13 protein-coding genes are annotated in these 16,152 nt (G+C 69.1%); 8 read left to right on the forward strand and 5 right to left on the reverse strand.

The genetic code is table 11. The features are described 5' to 3' along the window. The 4 genes from ACO07Z_RS15220 to ACO07Z_RS15235 are packed head-to-tail and all read left to right on the forward strand — an operon-like array spanning position 1 to position 6,110. On the forward strand, positions 1–1,254 hold the full coding sequence (locus tag ACO07Z_RS15220) for a MotB family protein (protein ID WP_421699471.1): 1,254 nt from the start codon (positions 1–3) through the stop codon (positions 1,252–1,254). After that, entirely contained in the window at positions 1,251–3,371 is a 2,121-nt protein-coding gene (locus ACO07Z_RS15225; protein WP_421699472.1) for a hypothetical protein, read from the forward strand. Before ACO07Z_RS15220 ends, ACO07Z_RS15225 begins: the two co-directional genes overlap by 4 nt. Continuing rightward, entirely contained in the window at positions 3,368–5,533 is a 2,166-nt protein-coding gene (locus ACO07Z_RS15230) for a flagellar hook-length control protein FliK (protein ID WP_421699473.1), read from the forward strand. Before ACO07Z_RS15225 ends, ACO07Z_RS15230 begins: the two co-directional genes overlap by 4 nt. Further along, positions 5,478–6,110 (forward strand): lytic transglycosylase domain-containing protein, encoded by a 633-nt coding sequence (locus ACO07Z_RS15235; RefSeq protein WP_421699474.1) that lies wholly within the window; start codon positions 5,478–5,480, stop codon positions 6,108–6,110. Before ACO07Z_RS15230 ends, ACO07Z_RS15235 begins: the two co-directional genes overlap by 56 nt. A gap of 2 nt (positions 6,111–6,112) precedes the next feature. On the opposite strand, the gene ACO07Z_RS15240 is transcribed toward ACO07Z_RS15235, so the two are convergent. Next, positions 6,113–6,835, reverse strand: a complete 723-nt coding sequence (locus tag ACO07Z_RS15240; protein ID WP_421699475.1) for a protein phosphatase CheZ — start codon at positions 6,833–6,835, stop codon at positions 6,113–6,115. Between the two features lie 185 nt (positions 6,836–7,020). On the opposite strand from ACO07Z_RS15240, the gene ACO07Z_RS15245 reads away from it, so the two are divergent. Next, complete coding sequence (locus tag ACO07Z_RS15245; protein WP_371347755.1) at positions 7,021–7,404, forward strand: response regulator; 384 nt, start codon at positions 7,021–7,023, stop codon at positions 7,402–7,404. A 318-nt stretch (positions 7,405–7,722) separates the two neighbouring features. Continuing rightward, positions 7,723–8,397 (forward strand): response regulator transcription factor, encoded by a 675-nt coding sequence (locus tag ACO07Z_RS15250; protein ID WP_307021892.1) that lies wholly within the window; start codon positions 7,723–7,725, stop codon positions 8,395–8,397. A gap of 33 nt (positions 8,398–8,430) precedes the next feature. On the opposite strand, the gene ACO07Z_RS15255 is transcribed toward ACO07Z_RS15250, so the two are convergent. From ACO07Z_RS15255 to ACO07Z_RS15270, 4 genes are all read right to left on the reverse strand, one after another. After that, positions 8,431–9,231: a response regulator gene (locus tag ACO07Z_RS15255; RefSeq protein ID WP_421699476.1), complete on the reverse strand. Its 801-nt coding sequence runs from the start codon at positions 9,229–9,231 to the stop codon at positions 8,431–8,433. A 153-nt stretch (positions 9,232–9,384) separates the two neighbouring features. Continuing rightward, complete coding sequence (locus tag ACO07Z_RS15260; protein WP_421699477.1) at positions 9,385–9,777, reverse strand: response regulator; 393 nt, start codon at positions 9,775–9,777, stop codon at positions 9,385–9,387. Continuing rightward, positions 9,774–11,585 carry a sensor histidine kinase gene (locus ACO07Z_RS15265; protein ID WP_421699478.1) on the reverse strand — a complete coding sequence of 604 codons (1,812 nt, stop codon included), beginning with the start codon at positions 11,583–11,585 and terminating at the stop codon, positions 9,774–9,776. The genes ACO07Z_RS15260 and ACO07Z_RS15265 overlap by 4 nt, the downstream gene beginning before the upstream one ends. Further along, positions 11,566–12,057, reverse strand: coding sequence for a hypothetical protein (locus ACO07Z_RS15270; RefSeq protein ID WP_421699479.1), 492 nt, complete (start codon positions 12,055–12,057; stop codon positions 11,566–11,568). The genes ACO07Z_RS15265 and ACO07Z_RS15270 overlap by 20 nt, the downstream gene beginning before the upstream one ends. A gap of 377 nt (positions 12,058–12,434) precedes the next feature. Between ACO07Z_RS15270 and ACO07Z_RS15275 the strand changes: the two genes are divergently transcribed. Further along, a complete protein-coding gene (locus tag ACO07Z_RS15275) occupies positions 12,435–14,609 on the forward strand; it encodes an ATP-binding protein (RefSeq protein ID WP_421699480.1) in 2,175 nt (724 codons plus the stop codon). 58 nt (positions 14,610–14,667) lie between these two features. After that, a complete protein-coding gene (locus ACO07Z_RS15280) occupies positions 14,668–16,143 on the forward strand; it encodes a methyl-accepting chemotaxis protein (RefSeq protein ID WP_421699481.1) in 1,476 nt (491 codons plus the stop codon). Positions 16,144–16,152: the final 9 nt, after the last annotated feature.

Raw genomic sequence — 16,152 nt, forward strand, 5'->3', positions numbered from 1 at the left:
ATGGCCGGTCCCGAACATCAAGAACTCATCATCATCAAGCGGCATGACGACGAGGAGCACGAGCACCATTCCAGCGCCTGGAAGGTTGCCCATGCCGACTTCATGACGGCGATGATGGCGTTCTTCCTGATCATGTGGCTGATCAACGTCACCGACAAGGATGTGCGCAAGGCGATCGCCAATTACTTCAACCCGGTGAATCTCGCCGACAGCGTGAGCGAGCGCAAGGGACTGAACGACCCCGAGGACGTCAAGGATGTCGGTACCTCGGACGATGGCGACCAGATGTCCGCGCTCAAGGACACGGTGGGCGAGAAGACAGGCAAGGGCGAGGAGGTGCAGCAGGGCCCGCGCGAGGCGGCGCTGTTCCAGGACCCCTATGCCGTGCTGGCCGAGATCGTCGCCGATGCCCCGCCCGGCACGCCGACCTCGCTCGACGCCCCGATCGGCGTCAATAGCGAGCCGGGTACCGGCAGCGGCGACGCCACGCGCGACCCGTTCGACCCAGTCTATTGGCAGATGACCTCCACCCGCAAGGCGCAGGCGACGGCGCCCGGCACCGCCGGCATCGGCGCGCCGCAGGGCACACGGCCGGATGCGGGCGCCAAGCGCGACACGCCGAACCCCGCCGTCGAGGGAATGGATGGCTCGCCCGCCGGCGGCCCGACGCCGGATTCCGCCCGCGCCGGCGGCATTGCCGGCGCGACCAAGGCTGCCTCGTCGACACCCGACGGCGACAGCGCCAAGGCGGTGGCCGCCAACGGGCCGGCCCGCACCGAGGGCGCGCAGGGGCCGGCGGAAAAGCTGGAAGAGCAGATCAAGGCCGACCTCGCCGCCGCCATGGGCGGCGCCACCGGGCCACAGGTGACGGTGCGCAAGACCGGCGACGGCACGGTGATCAGCCTGACCGACGATCTCGACTTCTCCATGTTCCCCATCGGCTCGGCGGTGCCGGATGCGCGCATCGTCGCCGCCATGGCGCGCATCGCCCAGACATTGAAGGACCGGCCGGGCGATGTGGTGATCCGCGGCTATACGGACGGGCGCCCCTTCCGCTCGCCGACCTATGACAATTGGCAGCTCTCCGCCGCCCGCGCCAACATCGCCCATTACATGCTGGTGCGCGGCGGGCTGGACGAGGGGCGCATCAAGCAGATCGTCGGTTTCGCCGACCGCAATCTCAAGAACAAGGCCGACCCCAACGCGCCGGAAAACCGCCGGATTGAAATCGTGCTGCAGGAGCCTGCCCGATGAGCCGCGTCGCTTTGCTCGCCACACTCCTCGCCGCGCTGCTGCTGGCCGGCCGTCCGGCTCTGGCCAAGGATTCGTGGGGCGGGGTGCGCCCCGCCGATGCCGCGCCGGCCGATGCGGGCGGGCAGGAGACGGGCGATGGCGAAGCGCTGCCGGAACTCACGCCCGTGCGGGTGCCGCTGCCCCAGCCGAAGCCGGCGGTGATGCCCCCGGCGGCGCCGCGCCAGATGCCGCGGGAGGCGCCGCTGCCGCTGCCGCGTCCGGCCGATCTCGCGGCGCAGGCTCCCGCCGTTGCGGCCCCCGCGACGGTGGAGCCGGGCACTGGTGCCCCGGAGCCCCTTGCGCTGGCGGATGCGCCGGCCGATCTGCCGAACGCTGCCGCGCCCGACGCGCCGGTGGCGCGGGTAGCGACGCTGCGCGTGCCGCTGCCCCCCGCGCGGCCGGCGTTGGGCGGCGCGCCGGCGCGGTCGCCGGTCGCCTTCCAGCCCGCGCCCGTCGAGGTGCCGGTCGTGGCGCCGGAGGACGCGCCGACCCCGCCGCCCTTCGCCGGGCTTGTGCCGGCACCCGCGCTCTTGGCGTCGGAGGCCGTGGGGCCGGACACCTTCGCCGCGCTGGCCTTTACCGCCGATTCCTTCGACCCCCGTTCCTTCGCGCCGGCCGTTTCGGCGGCTTCGAGCGCGGCAGCGCCGGCAGTGTCCCCGGTCATCTCGCCGGCGGCCGCGCCGATGGTCGCCCCGGCTGTCGCCCTCGCGGCGCCCGAAGCCCCCGCCGCACCGGCGCCTGAGCCTGATCTGCCGGAGCCGATGGAGCGCACCACCGCGCTGCTCGCTCTGCCGACGCTTGGCGTGTTCTCGTCGGCGCAGGCGGCGGAAGCTACCGCTCCGGAAGCCGCCGACAAGGAGGCGCACGCCAAGGATGAGCCCGCCAAGGATCCCGCCGCCTCCGCCGCGAACGCGCCCGAACTGCCGCCCGCGCCGCCGCTCTACCGCGAGGTGCGCGAACTCCAGCGCCTGCAGGACCGCATGGCGGCAGGCGAGCCGAACGCCCTGACGGCGCAGAACGCGCTGATCGCCCGTATCGACCAGAGCTTCCGCGCGGCGGACGCCTCCGCCTGGAACGACCCGCAAAATGCCCGCGCGCTCATCGTCTTCGCGCTCAGCGGCGGCGGGCCGGGCGTGCTGCGGTCCGTGCTGGGCCAGGGCGCCAGTCCCGCCGTCGATGAGCGGCTGCTGCGCGGCACGCTCGCCTATCTCGAAGGCCGTGAGCCCGAGGCGCTGAAGCAGCTCGGCGAGATCGACGCGCGCCAGCTGCCGGACAGCCTCGCCGGCCAGGTGGCGCTGGCGCAGGCCGCGTTGTGGGTGCGCCGCGACCCGCCGCGCGCCTCGGTGCTGCTGGGCCGCGCCCGCCTTTTGGCGCCGGGCACGCTGGTGGAGGAGGCCGCGCTGCGCCGCGAAATCTTCATCGCCGCCCAGGCCAATGAACTCGCCACTTTCGAGCGCCTGACCTCGACCTATCTCGCCCGCTACCGCCACTCGGTCTATGCCGGCAATTTCCGCCTGCGCTTCGCCGCCGCGCTGACGCGGATGAGCTTCATCGACAGCGCCGACGAGTTCCACCGCGTGCATGAACTGCTCGCCCCGCTCGAGCCGGAAAGCCGCCGCGAGGTCGCGCTGCTCATCGCGCAGGCGGCGCTGGCGCAGGGCAAGACCACCGCGGCGGCGCTGGCCTCGGAACTGGTGCTGAAGGGCACGGTGTTCGGCAGCCTGGAAGCCGACCGCGCCACACTGTACCGCGCCGCCGCGATCATCGCCGCGCCCGGCCGCTTCGACGAGGCCAGCGCCGCCCTCGCCAGCGTCGCGCGCGAGCGCTTTGGCAGCGAGGATACGCGGCTGCTCGGCGCGGCGCTGGCGGTGGCCGCGTCGATCAATGATGCGGTCAATGTGGCCGTCCCGCCGCCGGCCGGGCTCGGGGGCGAGGCCGGCGCGCCGGAAGCCCAGGGGCCGGTCGCCCCGGAGCCGGGCCAGGACGGCGGCAAGGACGCCATGCCGCCCGCCGTGCTGGCTTCGGCCCAGGCCGCGCTCGAGGCCGCCGACAAAGCGCTGGGAGACGCGCCGCTATGATCCCGGTTCCGCTCAACGCCGCCCGCACCGCCACCGCCGACGATTTGCCCGGCCGCGCCGAGCGCGGGGACGGCGGCGACGCCTTCGCCGCCCTGCTCACCGAGATGGGCGGACGGCCCTCCGCCGTGCCCGAGGCGCCGGCGCCTTCCGCCGGCCCGCGACCCGAACGATCCGCGATGGCGGCGTCGCGCCTCGGCGTGCCGGTGCGGCTGGAGGCGGTGGAGACGTTGCCTGCCCCCGAGCCGGCGGCCGAACTAGCCGCCCCGCCCGCTGGCCCGATGACCGAGACGGAGCTGCCGGTGGCGGCGATGGACCTCGGCGCGCTGCTCGCGCGGTCCGCCCGCCCGGCCGCCGTCTTGTCGTCCGCCGCCCTGCCGTCCGCCGCCGCGCCGGCCGAGGCGGGTTCGTCGCCCGCACCGGCCGCTCAGCTTTTCACCGAGCCGCCTGCCAACGGCGCAGGCGACGCGTTGGACGGGATCGGGGCGGCGATGCGCCCGCTTGCCCCGGCGGTGGCGGAAGCTGGCTTGCCCGCGCCGCCGGCGTCCCACCGACCCGCCGCGTCCAGCACTGTGCCGCACACGATCTCGACGCCGGCCGCGCCGTTGCGCCCGCCTTCGCCTTCCATCCTCTCCCTGCCGGGCGAGGAGGCGGAAACCGTGGCTCAGATGCCGTCCGCCCCGATGAAGGCAGCCCCCGCGCCCGCCGCTCGGCCCGACTCCGACGCCGGGGCGGGGGAGGGCGCGGACGCCCCTGCCGCCCCGCCATCGATGACGGCGGACGAGGCCGCGCCCCGCCCGGAGTGGTCCCCGCCCTCCTCGTCGCCGGCACTGGTGAGAGCCGATGCCCCCCGCCTGCCCACCACCCGCGTGGAGGCGACGCCCGCATCTTCGGTGGCGGAGGAGGGCTCGCCGCGTTCTCTCCCGGTCGAGGCCGGTCGGTCCGCCGCCACGTCGTGGCCGGAACGCCTGGAGGAGGTGCCAGCCACCCCCTCGGCTGCCGGGAGCGACATGTCGCCCTCAACGTCTCCACTGCCGCCGGCGATGTTCGCGTCCCTGCTGCCCGCCCCTTCGGCGCTGCCGGAAGAGGCCGATGTGCCGGAAAGCACGAGCGACCCGGCCATGATCGCGACGCTGGAGGAAGGGGCCACGCTGGACGAGGCGCCGGTGCCCACCGCCAAGGTCGTGCTGTGCGAGACGCATTTCGCCCCGGTACTGCCGCGCGAGGCCGGGCCGACCGCGCCTTCTGTTCCCGATCAAGCAAAGCCGGCTCAGTCACCTTCCGTCGCGCTGCCGCCGGCGGTCGAAGCGGAGGTGCAGGCTGCGGCTGTCGCGGTGCCGGCGGCCACGATCGCTGCCGCTTCCGCCTCTGCCGCTTCCGCCTTGGCTGCGTCCGAAGGGCCGGGGCTCGACCGTCCGGTGCCCGCCTTGAGCGAGCGTCGCCCCGCCGCGCGCGTTGTCGCCATGGCCGCCCAGGTGGGCGAGGCGCCCGCGCCTTCCACCGACACGGCCCCGCCCGAGGAACGCCCCACCGCGCGGATGCCGGCACGGGCGGCGGCCGGCGCGGAGCGGGCGCGCGGCGCGCCTGAGATCGCCGCCGAGACGCCGACCCCCGCTCCGGTTGCCGGCAGCGCCGCCTCCACTCCCGCGCCTGTCGCGGCGCCGGCGGGGGCCGCTCCGTCGTCAGCGGCGGTGCAGCTCGGCAGCGTCCTTGCCGAGGCGGTGCGCGCGGAAGCGCCGGCCTCTTCCGCCGCCGGCGCGGCCATACCCGCGGGTGGCCCGGTGCGGGTGCTGGAAATCCAGCTCCGCCCGCTGGAACTCGGCCTGGTGACGGTGCGGCTGCGCACCGGCCGCAACGGGCTGGAGATCCACGTTCACGCCGCGCGGGCGGAAACGGCGCGCCTGCTGGAGCAGGACCGCGCCAGCCTCATCGCCACGCTGGCCGATGCCGATGCCGGCCCGCTCGACCTCACCATCAGCCAGACCGGCCTGCCGCCCCGCCTCACCGGCGAGGACGCCTTTGCGCCGGCGGACTGGGAGCGCCGCGAGGGGAGCGGGTCCCGCGAGGGGAATTCCGGCGATTCCGACCCGCGCCGAAGGAGACAACAGGATGAAGATGCAGCTTTCCGCGCTGTTGATGGCGGCGCTGCTGAGCAGCAGCCCTGAGCTTGCCGCCGCGCCGAACGCCTCGGTGACGCAAACGCCCCCCAACACGCCTACCGGCGCGCCCCCCAGCGCGGGGGGCGGGGCGCGTTTCGGCGTCTGCGAGGCGGCGATGGCGCGCGCCTCCACCAAATATGGCGTGCCGCTGGCCATACTCTACGCGGTCGGCATGACCGAGACCGGCGGCAATGGCACGCTGCAGCCTCTGGCGATGAATGCGGGGGGGAAAAGCCTTGTCGCGACCAGCCCTGCCGATGGCGTGCGCAAGCTGGCGGAGTTCAAGGCGCGGGGAGTGACCCTGGTCGATCTCGGCTGTATGCAGATCAACCATCGCTGGCATGGCGACCAGTTCGCCTCGGTGGCGGAGATGTTCGATCCGGAGCGCAATGTCGACTACGCCGCCCGCTTCCTTGCGGAGCTGCGGCAGCGTCATGGCAACTGGACGATGGCGGCGGCCCGCTACAATGCCGGGCCGGATAATGATCCGGCGCAGAAGCGCTATGTCTGTGCCGTCATCCGCAATCTGGTCCGGTCCGGCTTCGGAAGCTGGACCGCCCAGTCGCGGGCCTTCTGCGCCTGATCTCAGGCGAAGAGGGAGTCGATGTCGTCCTGCGAGACGACGTTCTCGTCATCCGCCAGCGCCGGCCCGTTGAGCAGCGCGTCGTCGCCGGTGCGCTCGGGGGCGATGGTCTCGGCGATGCGCGCAACCTCTTCCTGCCCGCCCCAGATGTTGGACATGCGCTCGACCCGCTCCTCGATGAAGACCATGAGGTCGACCACCTTGCGGATGCGCTGGCCGCTAATGTCCTGGAAATTGCAGGCTTCGAAGATGCGCGTGGCATAGCTGTGGATCGCCTGGGCCAGCATCTTGTGGCTGCCTTCCAGCTCCGCCACCAGCGAGATCGCCGCGCCGTCGATATTCTCGGCCATCTGCAGAATGTCCTCGGTCGCCGCCTCGGTGTCGGCGACGACGGCGTCGAGCTCGTCGGTCGCGCGGTTGAAGCGCGCGCCCTTGGCGCCGCCGGCCTGCAGCGTGGCCAGCTCGTTCTTGGTGTTGTCGATGGCTTGGCGGATCGTCTCTACATCCATCAGCATGGCGTGGCGCGAGCATTCGGGGTCGGCTTCGGGGCAACGGCGGTCGAACCGTGCGATCACGCCGCGCAGTTCGTGCAGCTCTTCCAGCACACGGCCTATCTGGGCGGAGACGGAGCCCTGCATCGTCACTGTGCTGGCGACGTGCTTCTCCGCCGCCCCATTGTGTCGTTCATTCGCTTCAATCCGGAACGGCCGCCGGGCAGACGACATGTAAGTTCTCCCATTAATTCGCAAGTGTTCGATGATTTCTTATAGTTCAAAGCCAATCAGCTGAGAATAACCCTAGGTTTCGACCTGCAAGCTTCGCGCAAGCATTGCAATTCAGAACATCAACCTAGGAAAGGGCGGCATGTGGCTGTCCCGTGGAACTTGTTAGCTGAGGGACGGAGCGCTTTATGGCCGTGGATTTGTCGATGCCGGTTCTTGTAGTCGACGATTACAAGACCATGGTCCGCATCATTCGCAACCTGCTGAAGCAGATCGGTTTTGAAGACGTGGACGAGGCGTCCGACGGCGTCGAAGCCCTGTCCAAGCTGAAGGAGCGGCAGTACGGGCTGGTGATTTCCGACTGGAACATGGAGCCGATGACGGGCTACGAACTGCTGAAGCAGGTGCGCGACGACAGCGACCTCAACGCGCTGCCCTTCATCATGGTCACGGCCGAGGCGAAGTCGGAAAACGTCATCGCCGCCAAGAAGGCCGGCGTGAACAACTACATCGTCAAGCCCTTCAACGCGCAGACGCTGAAGAGCAAGATCGAGACTGTGTTCGAAGGCTGATTTCGCGGCCGTCGGCCCGGCGCTCGCGCATCGCGCGCATCGCCGCCGGGCCTGCGCACGCGGGCATCGCCAGGATCGATTCACATCGGATGGATCTCACACCAACGCCCCTCGGCTTACCCCGAGGGGCGGCTTTTGCGTTGCCGCGACCCGGCCCGAGGCGGCGATACCCCCCAGAATGGAAGGAAACCCACTCCAACCCTGAAGCAACTCGGCTTGAGTGGAGATATTTACCAAAATAGTTCTTTGGCCAAGGACACGTGCAGGCAGCAATCAACGAATTGCGTGACTGCAGGTTCAAGGCAGGGGAATTGAATCATGTATGTCATCGTCGACGACCGCTCTATTGTTGCCGAAAGCTATGTTTCCAGCTTCTCGCGGGAAGGTTTTTCCAGCTTCGGCCTGAACGAAGACGAGTTCAAAGGCTGGATCGAGAGCGCTTCGGAAAATGATATTGCTGCGGTGGAAGGTTTTCTGCTCGGCGATTTCGAGCGGCGCCCCACTTATCCCGAGATGATCCGTTCGCACAGCGCCGCGCCGATCCTGGCGCTGAGCGACCAGAAGAGCCTGGCGCAGACGCTGGAACTGTTCACCGCCGGCATTGACGACGTGGTGCGCAAGCCCGTCCATGTCCGCGAGATCGTCGCCCGCACCGATGCCATCTGGCGGCGCGTCAACGCCAATGCCGCCCCGGCCGCGGCCCGCGAGGACCGGCTGAAGGTGTTCTTCGACGGCCGCGATCCCGAGATCGACGGCGCCCCGCTGCCGCTGCCGCGCCGCGAGCGGCACATGCTGGAATATCTGGTCAAGAACGCCCGCCGGCGGGTGACCAAGACCCAGATCTTCAACACGATCTACGGCATCTTCAACGACGATGTCGACGAGAGCGTGGTCGAAGGCCATATGAGCAAGCTGCGCAAGAAGCTGCGGCTGAAGCTCGGCTATGACGTGATCGACGCCAAGCGCTATCTCGGCTACCAGTTCGTCGGCTGAACGCCTGCCGCCGGCCGTCCGCGCGCGGCCGGCTCAGTCCAGGGGAAGGCCGAGACGCTCGGCCTGGCGCTTGACGAAGGTTTCCATCCGCTGACGCCCGCTTTCCGTCAATTCGACGATGATCCGCCGACGATCGGCGGGGTCGGGGCGGCGCTCGATCAGCCCGGCGTCGCGCAATTCATCGATCCGCCGCAGCGCCGTCGTCGTCGGCGCGCCCGACGCGATGCACAGGCTGGTGACGGAGATCGGCCGGCCGGAGGCTTCCGCCACCGCGAGGTCGAGCAGCATGTCCCAGGCCGGGTCCGAGAACAGGTCGGACTGGAAGATAGCGTCGCGGTCGGCGCGGGCGGCCACCAGCGTCTTCAGATAATTCGGCCGGGCCACCGGCTTTTCCGCCACCGGCGCCGGCCCATTGGCCTGCCGGACGCTGTCCTCGACCAGCGAGAAGGCCCGGCGCACCGCCTGCGCGACTTCCTCAGGCAGCAGCGGCTTCTGCAGGAAATCCACCGCATTGAGACGCAGCGCGCCCACCGCCCGGTCGAGCGAGGCGTGGCCGGTGATGATGATGGTGGCGAGCGGGCGCTTGCGGCTCATCAAGGCGAGCTTCTGCAGCAGCTCGATGCCGTCGATGCGCGGCATTTGCAGGTCGGTCACCACCACCTGCAGCTGCTCGTTGCGCTGCACGAGGTCGATGGCTTCCACCGGTGTATTCGCGGTCAGGCTCGGCAGGCCGAGCATGGCCAGCCCCTCGCACAGTTCGATCAGCACGTCCGGGTCGTCATCGACGAGCAGAACGCGCGGCAGTTCCGAATCCACCCCAGCTGCACCCACCATTCGCACCGCCACACGCCCGCTCACGACGAAAACAATGTCACGCTCGGCGACTACCCCAACTACTATGTTAGTGCGGGCCTTCCGTCATTGTGAAATGACAAATTCAGAGTGTCAGGTTCCTTCGCAGCGGGTGGCGACGGGCGACCTTCGCCCTCAGGCCGGGGGCGGCGCCACGCTGGCGAGGAAACTGCCGATATCGTCGAGCACGTCCGTTGGATCGACCGGCTTCACATAGAGGAAGTCGCTGTCGAGATCGGCCGCCGTCACATTGTGCATGACATGACCGGTGATGATGATGACCAGCGCCGGGCGGAGCGCCGGCGGCAGGGAGCGGGCCTCGGCCACGACCAGCCGCCCATCGACCGCGCCGATGCGCAGATCGGTGATCAGCACCTGCGGCGCCAGCCCGCCGGTCAGCTGCGCGATCGCCTGCTCGGCCGTGATGGCGAGGGCGACACGCCAGCCCAGCGAGGCGAAATACTCGCCCAGCTCGTGCGCGAGCTCTTCCTCATCGTCGCAGATCAGCATGCTGGGAGTGGCGTTCATGCGGCGGCCCGCGCGGCGTTGATGAGCGAGGCCGGCACGGTGATGGTGAAGCGCGCGCCGGCGCCGACATTCTCAGCTACGATGGTACCGTTCATATCGCGCACCACGCTGCGGGCGAGCGACAGGCCGAGCCCGGTGCCCTTTTCGGTCGATTTGGTGGTGGCGAAGGGCTCGAACATGCGTTCCAGAATGTCCTCGGGGACGCCGCCAGCATTGTCCTGCACCGCGATCACCGCGTGCTCCTCCACTCGCCCGATGGACACCTGCACCTCCCGCCGGGCCGCGCCGACCGTGGGCATCCGCGAATTGTCCTGCGCTTCGCGGCTTTCCTGAGGCTCGCGGCTTGCCCGGGTCTCGCGAAGTTCCTGCGCCTCGAAGGCGTCGCGGGCATTGATCAGCACATTGACGATGACCTGCTCGAACATGGTCTGCTCGCCGAACACCAGCAATTCCGCCGGCACGCCCGCCTCGACCGACAGCACGATATTGGCGGCGCGGAACTGCTCGGCGACGAAGCCGGCGGCGAGTTCCACCGCATGGCGTAGCGAGAAGGGCAGGAGCTGCTCGGTCGGCATGCGGCCATAGCGGCGGACCTGGTCGGTGATGCGCTTGGCGCGGTCGACCTGCGCCGAGATGCGCTCCAGCTTGGCCGCCACCGGCTCCCCGCCCGGCAGCGGGTCGAGCAGGCGGCGGGCATTGGCCACCGCCATCTTGATTACCGCCAGCGGCTGGTTGAGCTCATGGGCGATGGCGGTGGCCATCTCTCCCAGCGTCGCCAGCTTGGCCGCCTGCATCACCTGCAATTCGGCATTGCGCACCTGCGAGGTGTCGACCACCACGATGAGCTGCTGCGGGCGTCGCTCCCACAAGACGATGCCGATCGATCCGCGCAGCGAGATGATGTCGCCGGGGTTGCGGGCATAGCCCATGCTCAGCGCCCCCCAGCGGCGGGTGTCGGGCTCGCCGGCGGCGGCGCGGATCGCCCGGACGAAGCGCGGCCAGGCGGGATCGTCGAGCGAGGGCGAGACGAGGGCGGCGGCGGACGGATTGATGAAGTTCACCTTGTCGGTGTCCGGGTCGGTCACCACCACGCAGGCCGGCACGGCCTGGATGACGGCGCGCAGATTCTCTTCCATCGCCGCCAGCGCCGCCTGTGCTTCCCGCACCTCATTGAGGCGCAGGCGGTCGCGGCGGGACTGGAGAATGAGCACGGCGGCGAGGCAGGCGCCGCTGACGAACAGCATCACCAGCGGCAACGCACCGGGCCGTTGCGCCATGGCGCGCTCGCGCTGGAAGATTTCCTGATTATAGGCGACGGACTGCATCAATATGGTCTGCAGGGCCTCGCCGAGCGGCTCCAACTGCTGGCTGAGCTTCTTGAGTTCTCGCGCCGTGCCGCCATCTTCCGCGTCGAGCTTGCCCACCTCATCGATGATCTCATCCAGCCGTGCTTCGAAAATCTGCGTCGGGCCGCGCGTGTCGACGACATCGCTGAGCACCCGGCCTTCGTCGGAATCATAGAGCAGCGGCAGCCGCGAGCGGAGCAGTTCGAGGCGCAGCATCAGCTTGTCCATGCCCTGGGCGCTCGGCACGATGGCGAGCTTGGCGAATTCGGCCTGCGTCTTCACGAATTCCAGCTGCGCCTGATAGGCCACCCAGCCGGAGGAGCGGATCGTCGCGGTGAGAAAGGCCTGCTGGCGGGTCTGCAGGACATAGACCAGGGTGGTCGCGAGAAAGAGCGCAACGGAAGCGACGACGAGGCCGAGCTTGAGAAGGCCGATCGAGCGACTATTGCGCGCTAAAATCAATGGACTTGACCTGCCAGACCATGCGCGACTGGTAATATTGCTGCCGCAGCGCCGGGTCGGAATCGATGGGGTACATCACCCAGAACGGCCCCTTGTCGCGCACCCGCATGGTCTTGCCATCGATCCGCGTGGTCAGTATGGCGCCATGCTCCTTCCAGTCTTCGGCGGGAATGGGGGCGACATAGTCGTTGAGCGCCATCACCTTCGCCTCCCGCACCGGCCGGCCGCCCAGCGCCGCGAGCGCCCCGAGCGAGGGGCCGGTGAAGCGCTTGAGGCCGTCCGTCCAGGGTGTGCTGGTGTCGATGGTCACCTGGGGAAGCCGGTCGATTTCGGCGAGCGTAAGCGTCTTCTCCAGCGCGACCTGGCCGTCCGCGCCGAGCCAGCGCAGGGTGAGTTCGTCCGCGCGCGCGCTATCCGTCACGGCCAGGCACACAAGCCCCAGCACGAGCGCGCAGATCAACCTGGCCATCATCGTCCGCTCCGTGGAAAAAGCCCGCCGCTCAACCGGTACGAGCGCCGCTAGGATCGCACGCGGCTTTCCGCCAAGCCTGCCGAAACGCTCCCATTCCGGCGGGGAAACGGCGGAGATCGCTCCATTTTGGATCGAGTTTACGGGGGAGGGCCCCGCGCCGGCCCAAAAAACCGGGCCGGCTGTCAAGAAAACGCAAGGATTCAGCGCCGTTTCAACTATCTCAGGTCGTGCGAGGCGCTAACGGGTGCGCACGATTGCATCCACAGGGCGGGGCGACTACGACATAATGAACTGCAAGAGTGTCCGGGTGCCGTCGGCCCCGAAGACACAGGTGCGGGGTGAGGCGGCAGCGACATGCCTTTTTCGACATGGCGGCGATGACGTCGCAGTCTTCAGCGCAGGCGGTGCCGAGCCCGCCCGATCCCTCCGCCATGCCGGCGCACGCCCCCCCGGCCATGCCGCTGTGGAAGGGCGCCTCGTACCGGCTTCTGCTTTTGTTCGTGCTCGTGCTGGCCTTCGTTCTGCCGGCATCGGTGGCGCTGATCGCGATCGAGCTGCATGCCAAGCATGAGGAAGAGGTCGCCATCGCCGCCTCGCGCAAGCTGGCGTTCGCGCTGACCTCGCATCTCGAGCGCACGGTCGAATCGATCGAAGCCTTCCTCGATGGCTTTTCCAACCTGCCGAACGACGCCTCGCCGCAGGAAATCTACTCCCGCCTGCTCACCGCCCGCCTGCCGGCCTCGGTCATCCAGGTGACCTATGTCGATCCCACCGGGGCCGTGGTCGCCAGCAATCTGCTGCCGCCGGGCAATGGCGTAAAGCTGGCCGACCGCGAACATATTCGCGTTCATATGAATGACGATCCGACCGATACCGGCATCTTCATCAGCAAGCCGGTGAAGGGGCGGATCAGCGGCGCCTGGTCGATCCAGTTCACCCGCGCGCTGCGCGCCGATGACGGCAAGCTGCGCGGTATCATCGCCGCCTCCTACCAGATTTCCGATTTCATCGAGTTCTATGAGAAACTGCTGCCGAAAGGCGACGGCCTGATCGCGCTCGTCGGCTTTGACGGGGTGGTGCGGGCCATCGTGCCGGCGAACCGGCAGATCGACGGGCTGCAGGCCGCCGCCATTTTGCCCCAGAGCGCGCTGGCCGGCGGCGCCTCCAACGGCCCCGAAGGCGGCCTCGCCTGGGACGATGCGGGGCGCGTCGGCTATTCCATGCATTCCGACCGTTTCCCCTTCTTCGTGGCGGTGGCGGTGGATCGCGCGGAGATCAATTCCGACAATCACGATTTTCATGTCGCGATCTGGGGCATTGCCGGCGGCCTCAGCCTGACGCTCGTCGCCCTCATTCTTTTCGGCGCGCGGCATGCGCGGCTGGAGCGGACCTATCGCGAGCGGGAACTGACGGCGCAGGCACAGGAGCGCGAGGCGCAGGTGCTGCAGGCGATCAGCCGCGTGCCGGGCATCCATGTGCTGCATGTCGAGAACGGGCGGGCGGTGCGCATCGGCGAGGCGGCGGACGGCCTGCTGCCCCGGCTGATCGCCGAGCGGGTGGAAACGCCGGAATTCCTCGCCCGCCTGCAGGAGGACGCCGCACCTTCGGTGGCGATGGAGCACTTCTCCGCCGATGGCGAGGAGTTCGAGGTCGGCATGGTCATCACCCGGCTGCGCCGCAACGGGCCGGGCCGCACGAATGCTGCCAATGCGCCCGCCGTGGTGTTCGCGCTCGACGAGACCGCCAAGCGCCTGAAGGAGAACAAGCTCTACCAGATGTCGAAAATGGCGGCGCTGGGCGAATTGGTGACCGGCCTCGCGCATGAGATCAACCAGCCGCTCGGCGTCATCCGGCTGGCGGCCAGCAATGCCCAGATGGGCCTGCGCAAGGGGCTGCCGGCCGAACATACCACCGAGAAGCTGGCGCGCATCGTCCGGCAGGTCGAGCGCATGAAGGCGATCATCGACCATATGCGCATCTTCGGGCGCAAGGACGCGCTCACCATCGATCCCTCCTCGGCGGAAACGGCGGTGGAGGGGACGCTGCAGGTGCTCGGCACGGAAATCCGCCTCGACGGCATCGAACTGACCGCCACGGGCAGCGCCGGCACGGCCCGCGTGCCCTGCCGGCAGGAACAGCTGGAACAGGTGCTGATCAACCTGGTGCTGAACGCGCGTGACGCCATCCGCGCCCGCCGCCAGCACGAGCCGGACTTTGCCGGCCGCATCGCCATCGCCATCGAGCGCCGCGTGACGGAAGGGCAGGGCTTCGTCGTCGTCACCGTGCGCGACAATGGCGGTGGCATCCCGCCGGCGGCGATCGGCAAGATTTTCCAGCCCTTCTTCACCACCAAGCCTTCCGGGCAGGGCACCGGCCTCGGCCTCTCCGTCAGCTTTGGCATCATTCGCGACTATGGCGGCACGCTCACCGTCGCCAATGTCGAGGGCGGCGCGCTGTTCACCATCGCCCTGCCGGAAGTGCCGGCGGCACCGGCGGACGACGCCGCCACGTCGGGCAACCGGAGCGAGCCTGAAGCAAGCTCCGCGGGCTAGCAAAAGAGGCCCGTCCCGATCAGCTGGACCGGCCAACTGCCCCCGACCGGAGATCGGCATGAGCCCCGCCTCGCTTTATTCCCTCAAGCGCCGCTCCTCCGCGCGCGCCTTCGACGCCTCCCTGCTGGACGAGCTGCCGGCAGCCATCCTCATGTGCGACCCCCATACGGGTGGGATCGACTACGCCAATATGCGCTCGAGGGCGCTCTACGAGACGATCCGGCACGCGCTGCCCAAGGCGCCGCCGGAGATCGTCGGGGCGTCGCTCAGCCTGTTCACCCTCGATCTCGCCTCGGGCGACGGCCGCTCGGCGCGCGGCGACCTCCAGCCGTTCTCGCGGGATGTGCGCCTCGGCGACGAGGTGCTGCGCTTCGCCCTCGCCCCCATCCGCAACGCCCGTGGCGAATGCCAGCATGTGCAGGTGATGTGGAGCGTTGAGACGGCGGCGCTGATCGCCGAGGCCAAGATCCGGCGGCTGATGCAGATGGTCGACCAGATGCCGATCAATGTGATGACCTGCTCGCTCGACGGCTTCATCATCGACTACGCCAACCGCACCAGCCTCGATACGCTCAAGCGCATCGAGCAGCATCTGCCGATCAAGGCGTCCGAGCTCATCGGCTCCTCCATCGACGTGTTCCACAAGAAGCCGGAAATGCAGCGCCACATGCTGGCGGACGCCTCGCGCCTGCCGCACACGGCGCGCATCAAGGTCGGGCCGGAGACGCTCAATCTCTCCGTCTCCGCGCTGATGACGCCCGATGGCCATTATGACGGGCCGATGCTGACCTGGGCGCTGGTGACGGACACAGTCAAGGTTGCCGCCAGCGTCACCTCGGTCATCGAGGAGATGAACAAGTCCTCCACCGCCATGGAGGTCGCCAGCACCGATCTCGACGATCTCAGCCGCCAGAGCGAGGAGATGACGGCGTCCGTCGCCGCCTCGGCGGTGGAGATGTCGGTGTCCTTCGGCGAAGTGAGCAAGCAGATTCACAACGCCACTGCCATGACCGCGCAGGCGGCCGAGCGCGCCACCTCCGCCGACGGGCTGGTCGGCGGGCTGGTGGCGAGCATCGAGCGCATCGGCAGCATTTCGGCGATGATCGAGCGCATCGCCTCGCAGACCAATCTTCTCGCCCTCAACGCCGCCATCGAGGCTGCCCGCGTCGGCGAAGCCGGCAAGGGATTCGCGGTGGTCGCCTCCGAGGTGAAGGAGCTGGCGCTGCAAACCGCCAACGCCACCAAGGAGATCACCACTCAGGTCGGCGCGGTGCAGCAGGCGAGCAATGACGCGGCGCGCGCGGTGAACGAGATCACCCACAGCGTCGGCACGCTGCGCGACGTGTTCTCCACCCTTTCCGCCGCGGTGGAGGAACAGAGCGTCACCAATGCCTCGGTGACGCAGAGCATCAACAGCGTCTCGCGCATCTCCGGCCAGATCCGGGGCACGGCGGGGCAGATCGATCAGGTTTCCGATGCCGTCTCCGCGCTTGGCGGGCGGCTGCGCGACGAAGTGAAGGTGCTGACCGCCTGAGCGACAGGC

It is taken from the genome of Ancylobacter sp., from assembly GCF_965229075.1.
In the GTDB taxonomy this organism is placed as follows: Bacteria; Pseudomonadota; Alphaproteobacteria; order Rhizobiales; family Xanthobacteraceae; genus Ancylobacter.

Coding starts and splice junctions, on each gene's coding strand:
- ACO07Z_RS15220 (WP_421699471.1), top strand. CDS start 1: ATGGCCGGTCCCGAACATCAAGAACTCATCATCATCAAGCGGCATGAC.
- ACO07Z_RS15245 (WP_371347755.1), top strand. CDS start 7,021: ATGGCCGTGGATTTGTCGATGCCGGTTCTTGTAGTCGACGATTACAAG.
- ACO07Z_RS15280 (WP_421699481.1), top strand. CDS start 14,668: ATGAGCCCCGCCTCGCTTTATTCCCTCAAGCGCCGCTCCTCCGCGCGC.
- ACO07Z_RS15255 (WP_421699476.1), bottom strand. CDS start 9,231: ATGGTGGGTGCAGCTGGGGTGGATTCGGAACTGCCGCGCGTTCTGCTC.
- ACO07Z_RS15270 (WP_421699479.1), bottom strand. CDS start 12,057: ATGATGGCCAGGTTGATCTGCGCGCTCGTGCTGGGGCTTGTGTGCCTG.
- ACO07Z_RS15235 (WP_421699474.1), top strand. CDS start 5,478: ATGAAGATGCAGCTTTCCGCGCTGTTGATGGCGGCGCTGCTGAGCAGC.
- ACO07Z_RS15260 (WP_421699477.1), bottom strand. CDS start 9,777: ATGAACGCCACTCCCAGCATGCTGATCTGCGACGATGAGGAAGAGCTC.
- ACO07Z_RS15230 (WP_421699473.1), top strand. CDS start 3,368: ATGATCCCGGTTCCGCTCAACGCCGCCCGCACCGCCACCGCCGACGAT.
- ACO07Z_RS15250 (WP_307021892.1), top strand. CDS start 7,723: ATGTATGTCATCGTCGACGACCGCTCTATTGTTGCCGAAAGCTATGTT.
- ACO07Z_RS15275 (WP_421699480.1), top strand. CDS start 12,435: ATGACGTCGCAGTCTTCAGCGCAGGCGGTGCCGAGCCCGCCCGATCCC.
- ACO07Z_RS15225 (WP_421699472.1), top strand. CDS start 1,251: ATGAGCCGCGTCGCTTTGCTCGCCACACTCCTCGCCGCGCTGCTGCTG.
- ACO07Z_RS15240 (WP_421699475.1), bottom strand. CDS start 6,835: ATGTCGTCTGCCCGGCGGCCGTTCCGGATTGAAGCGAATGAACGACAC.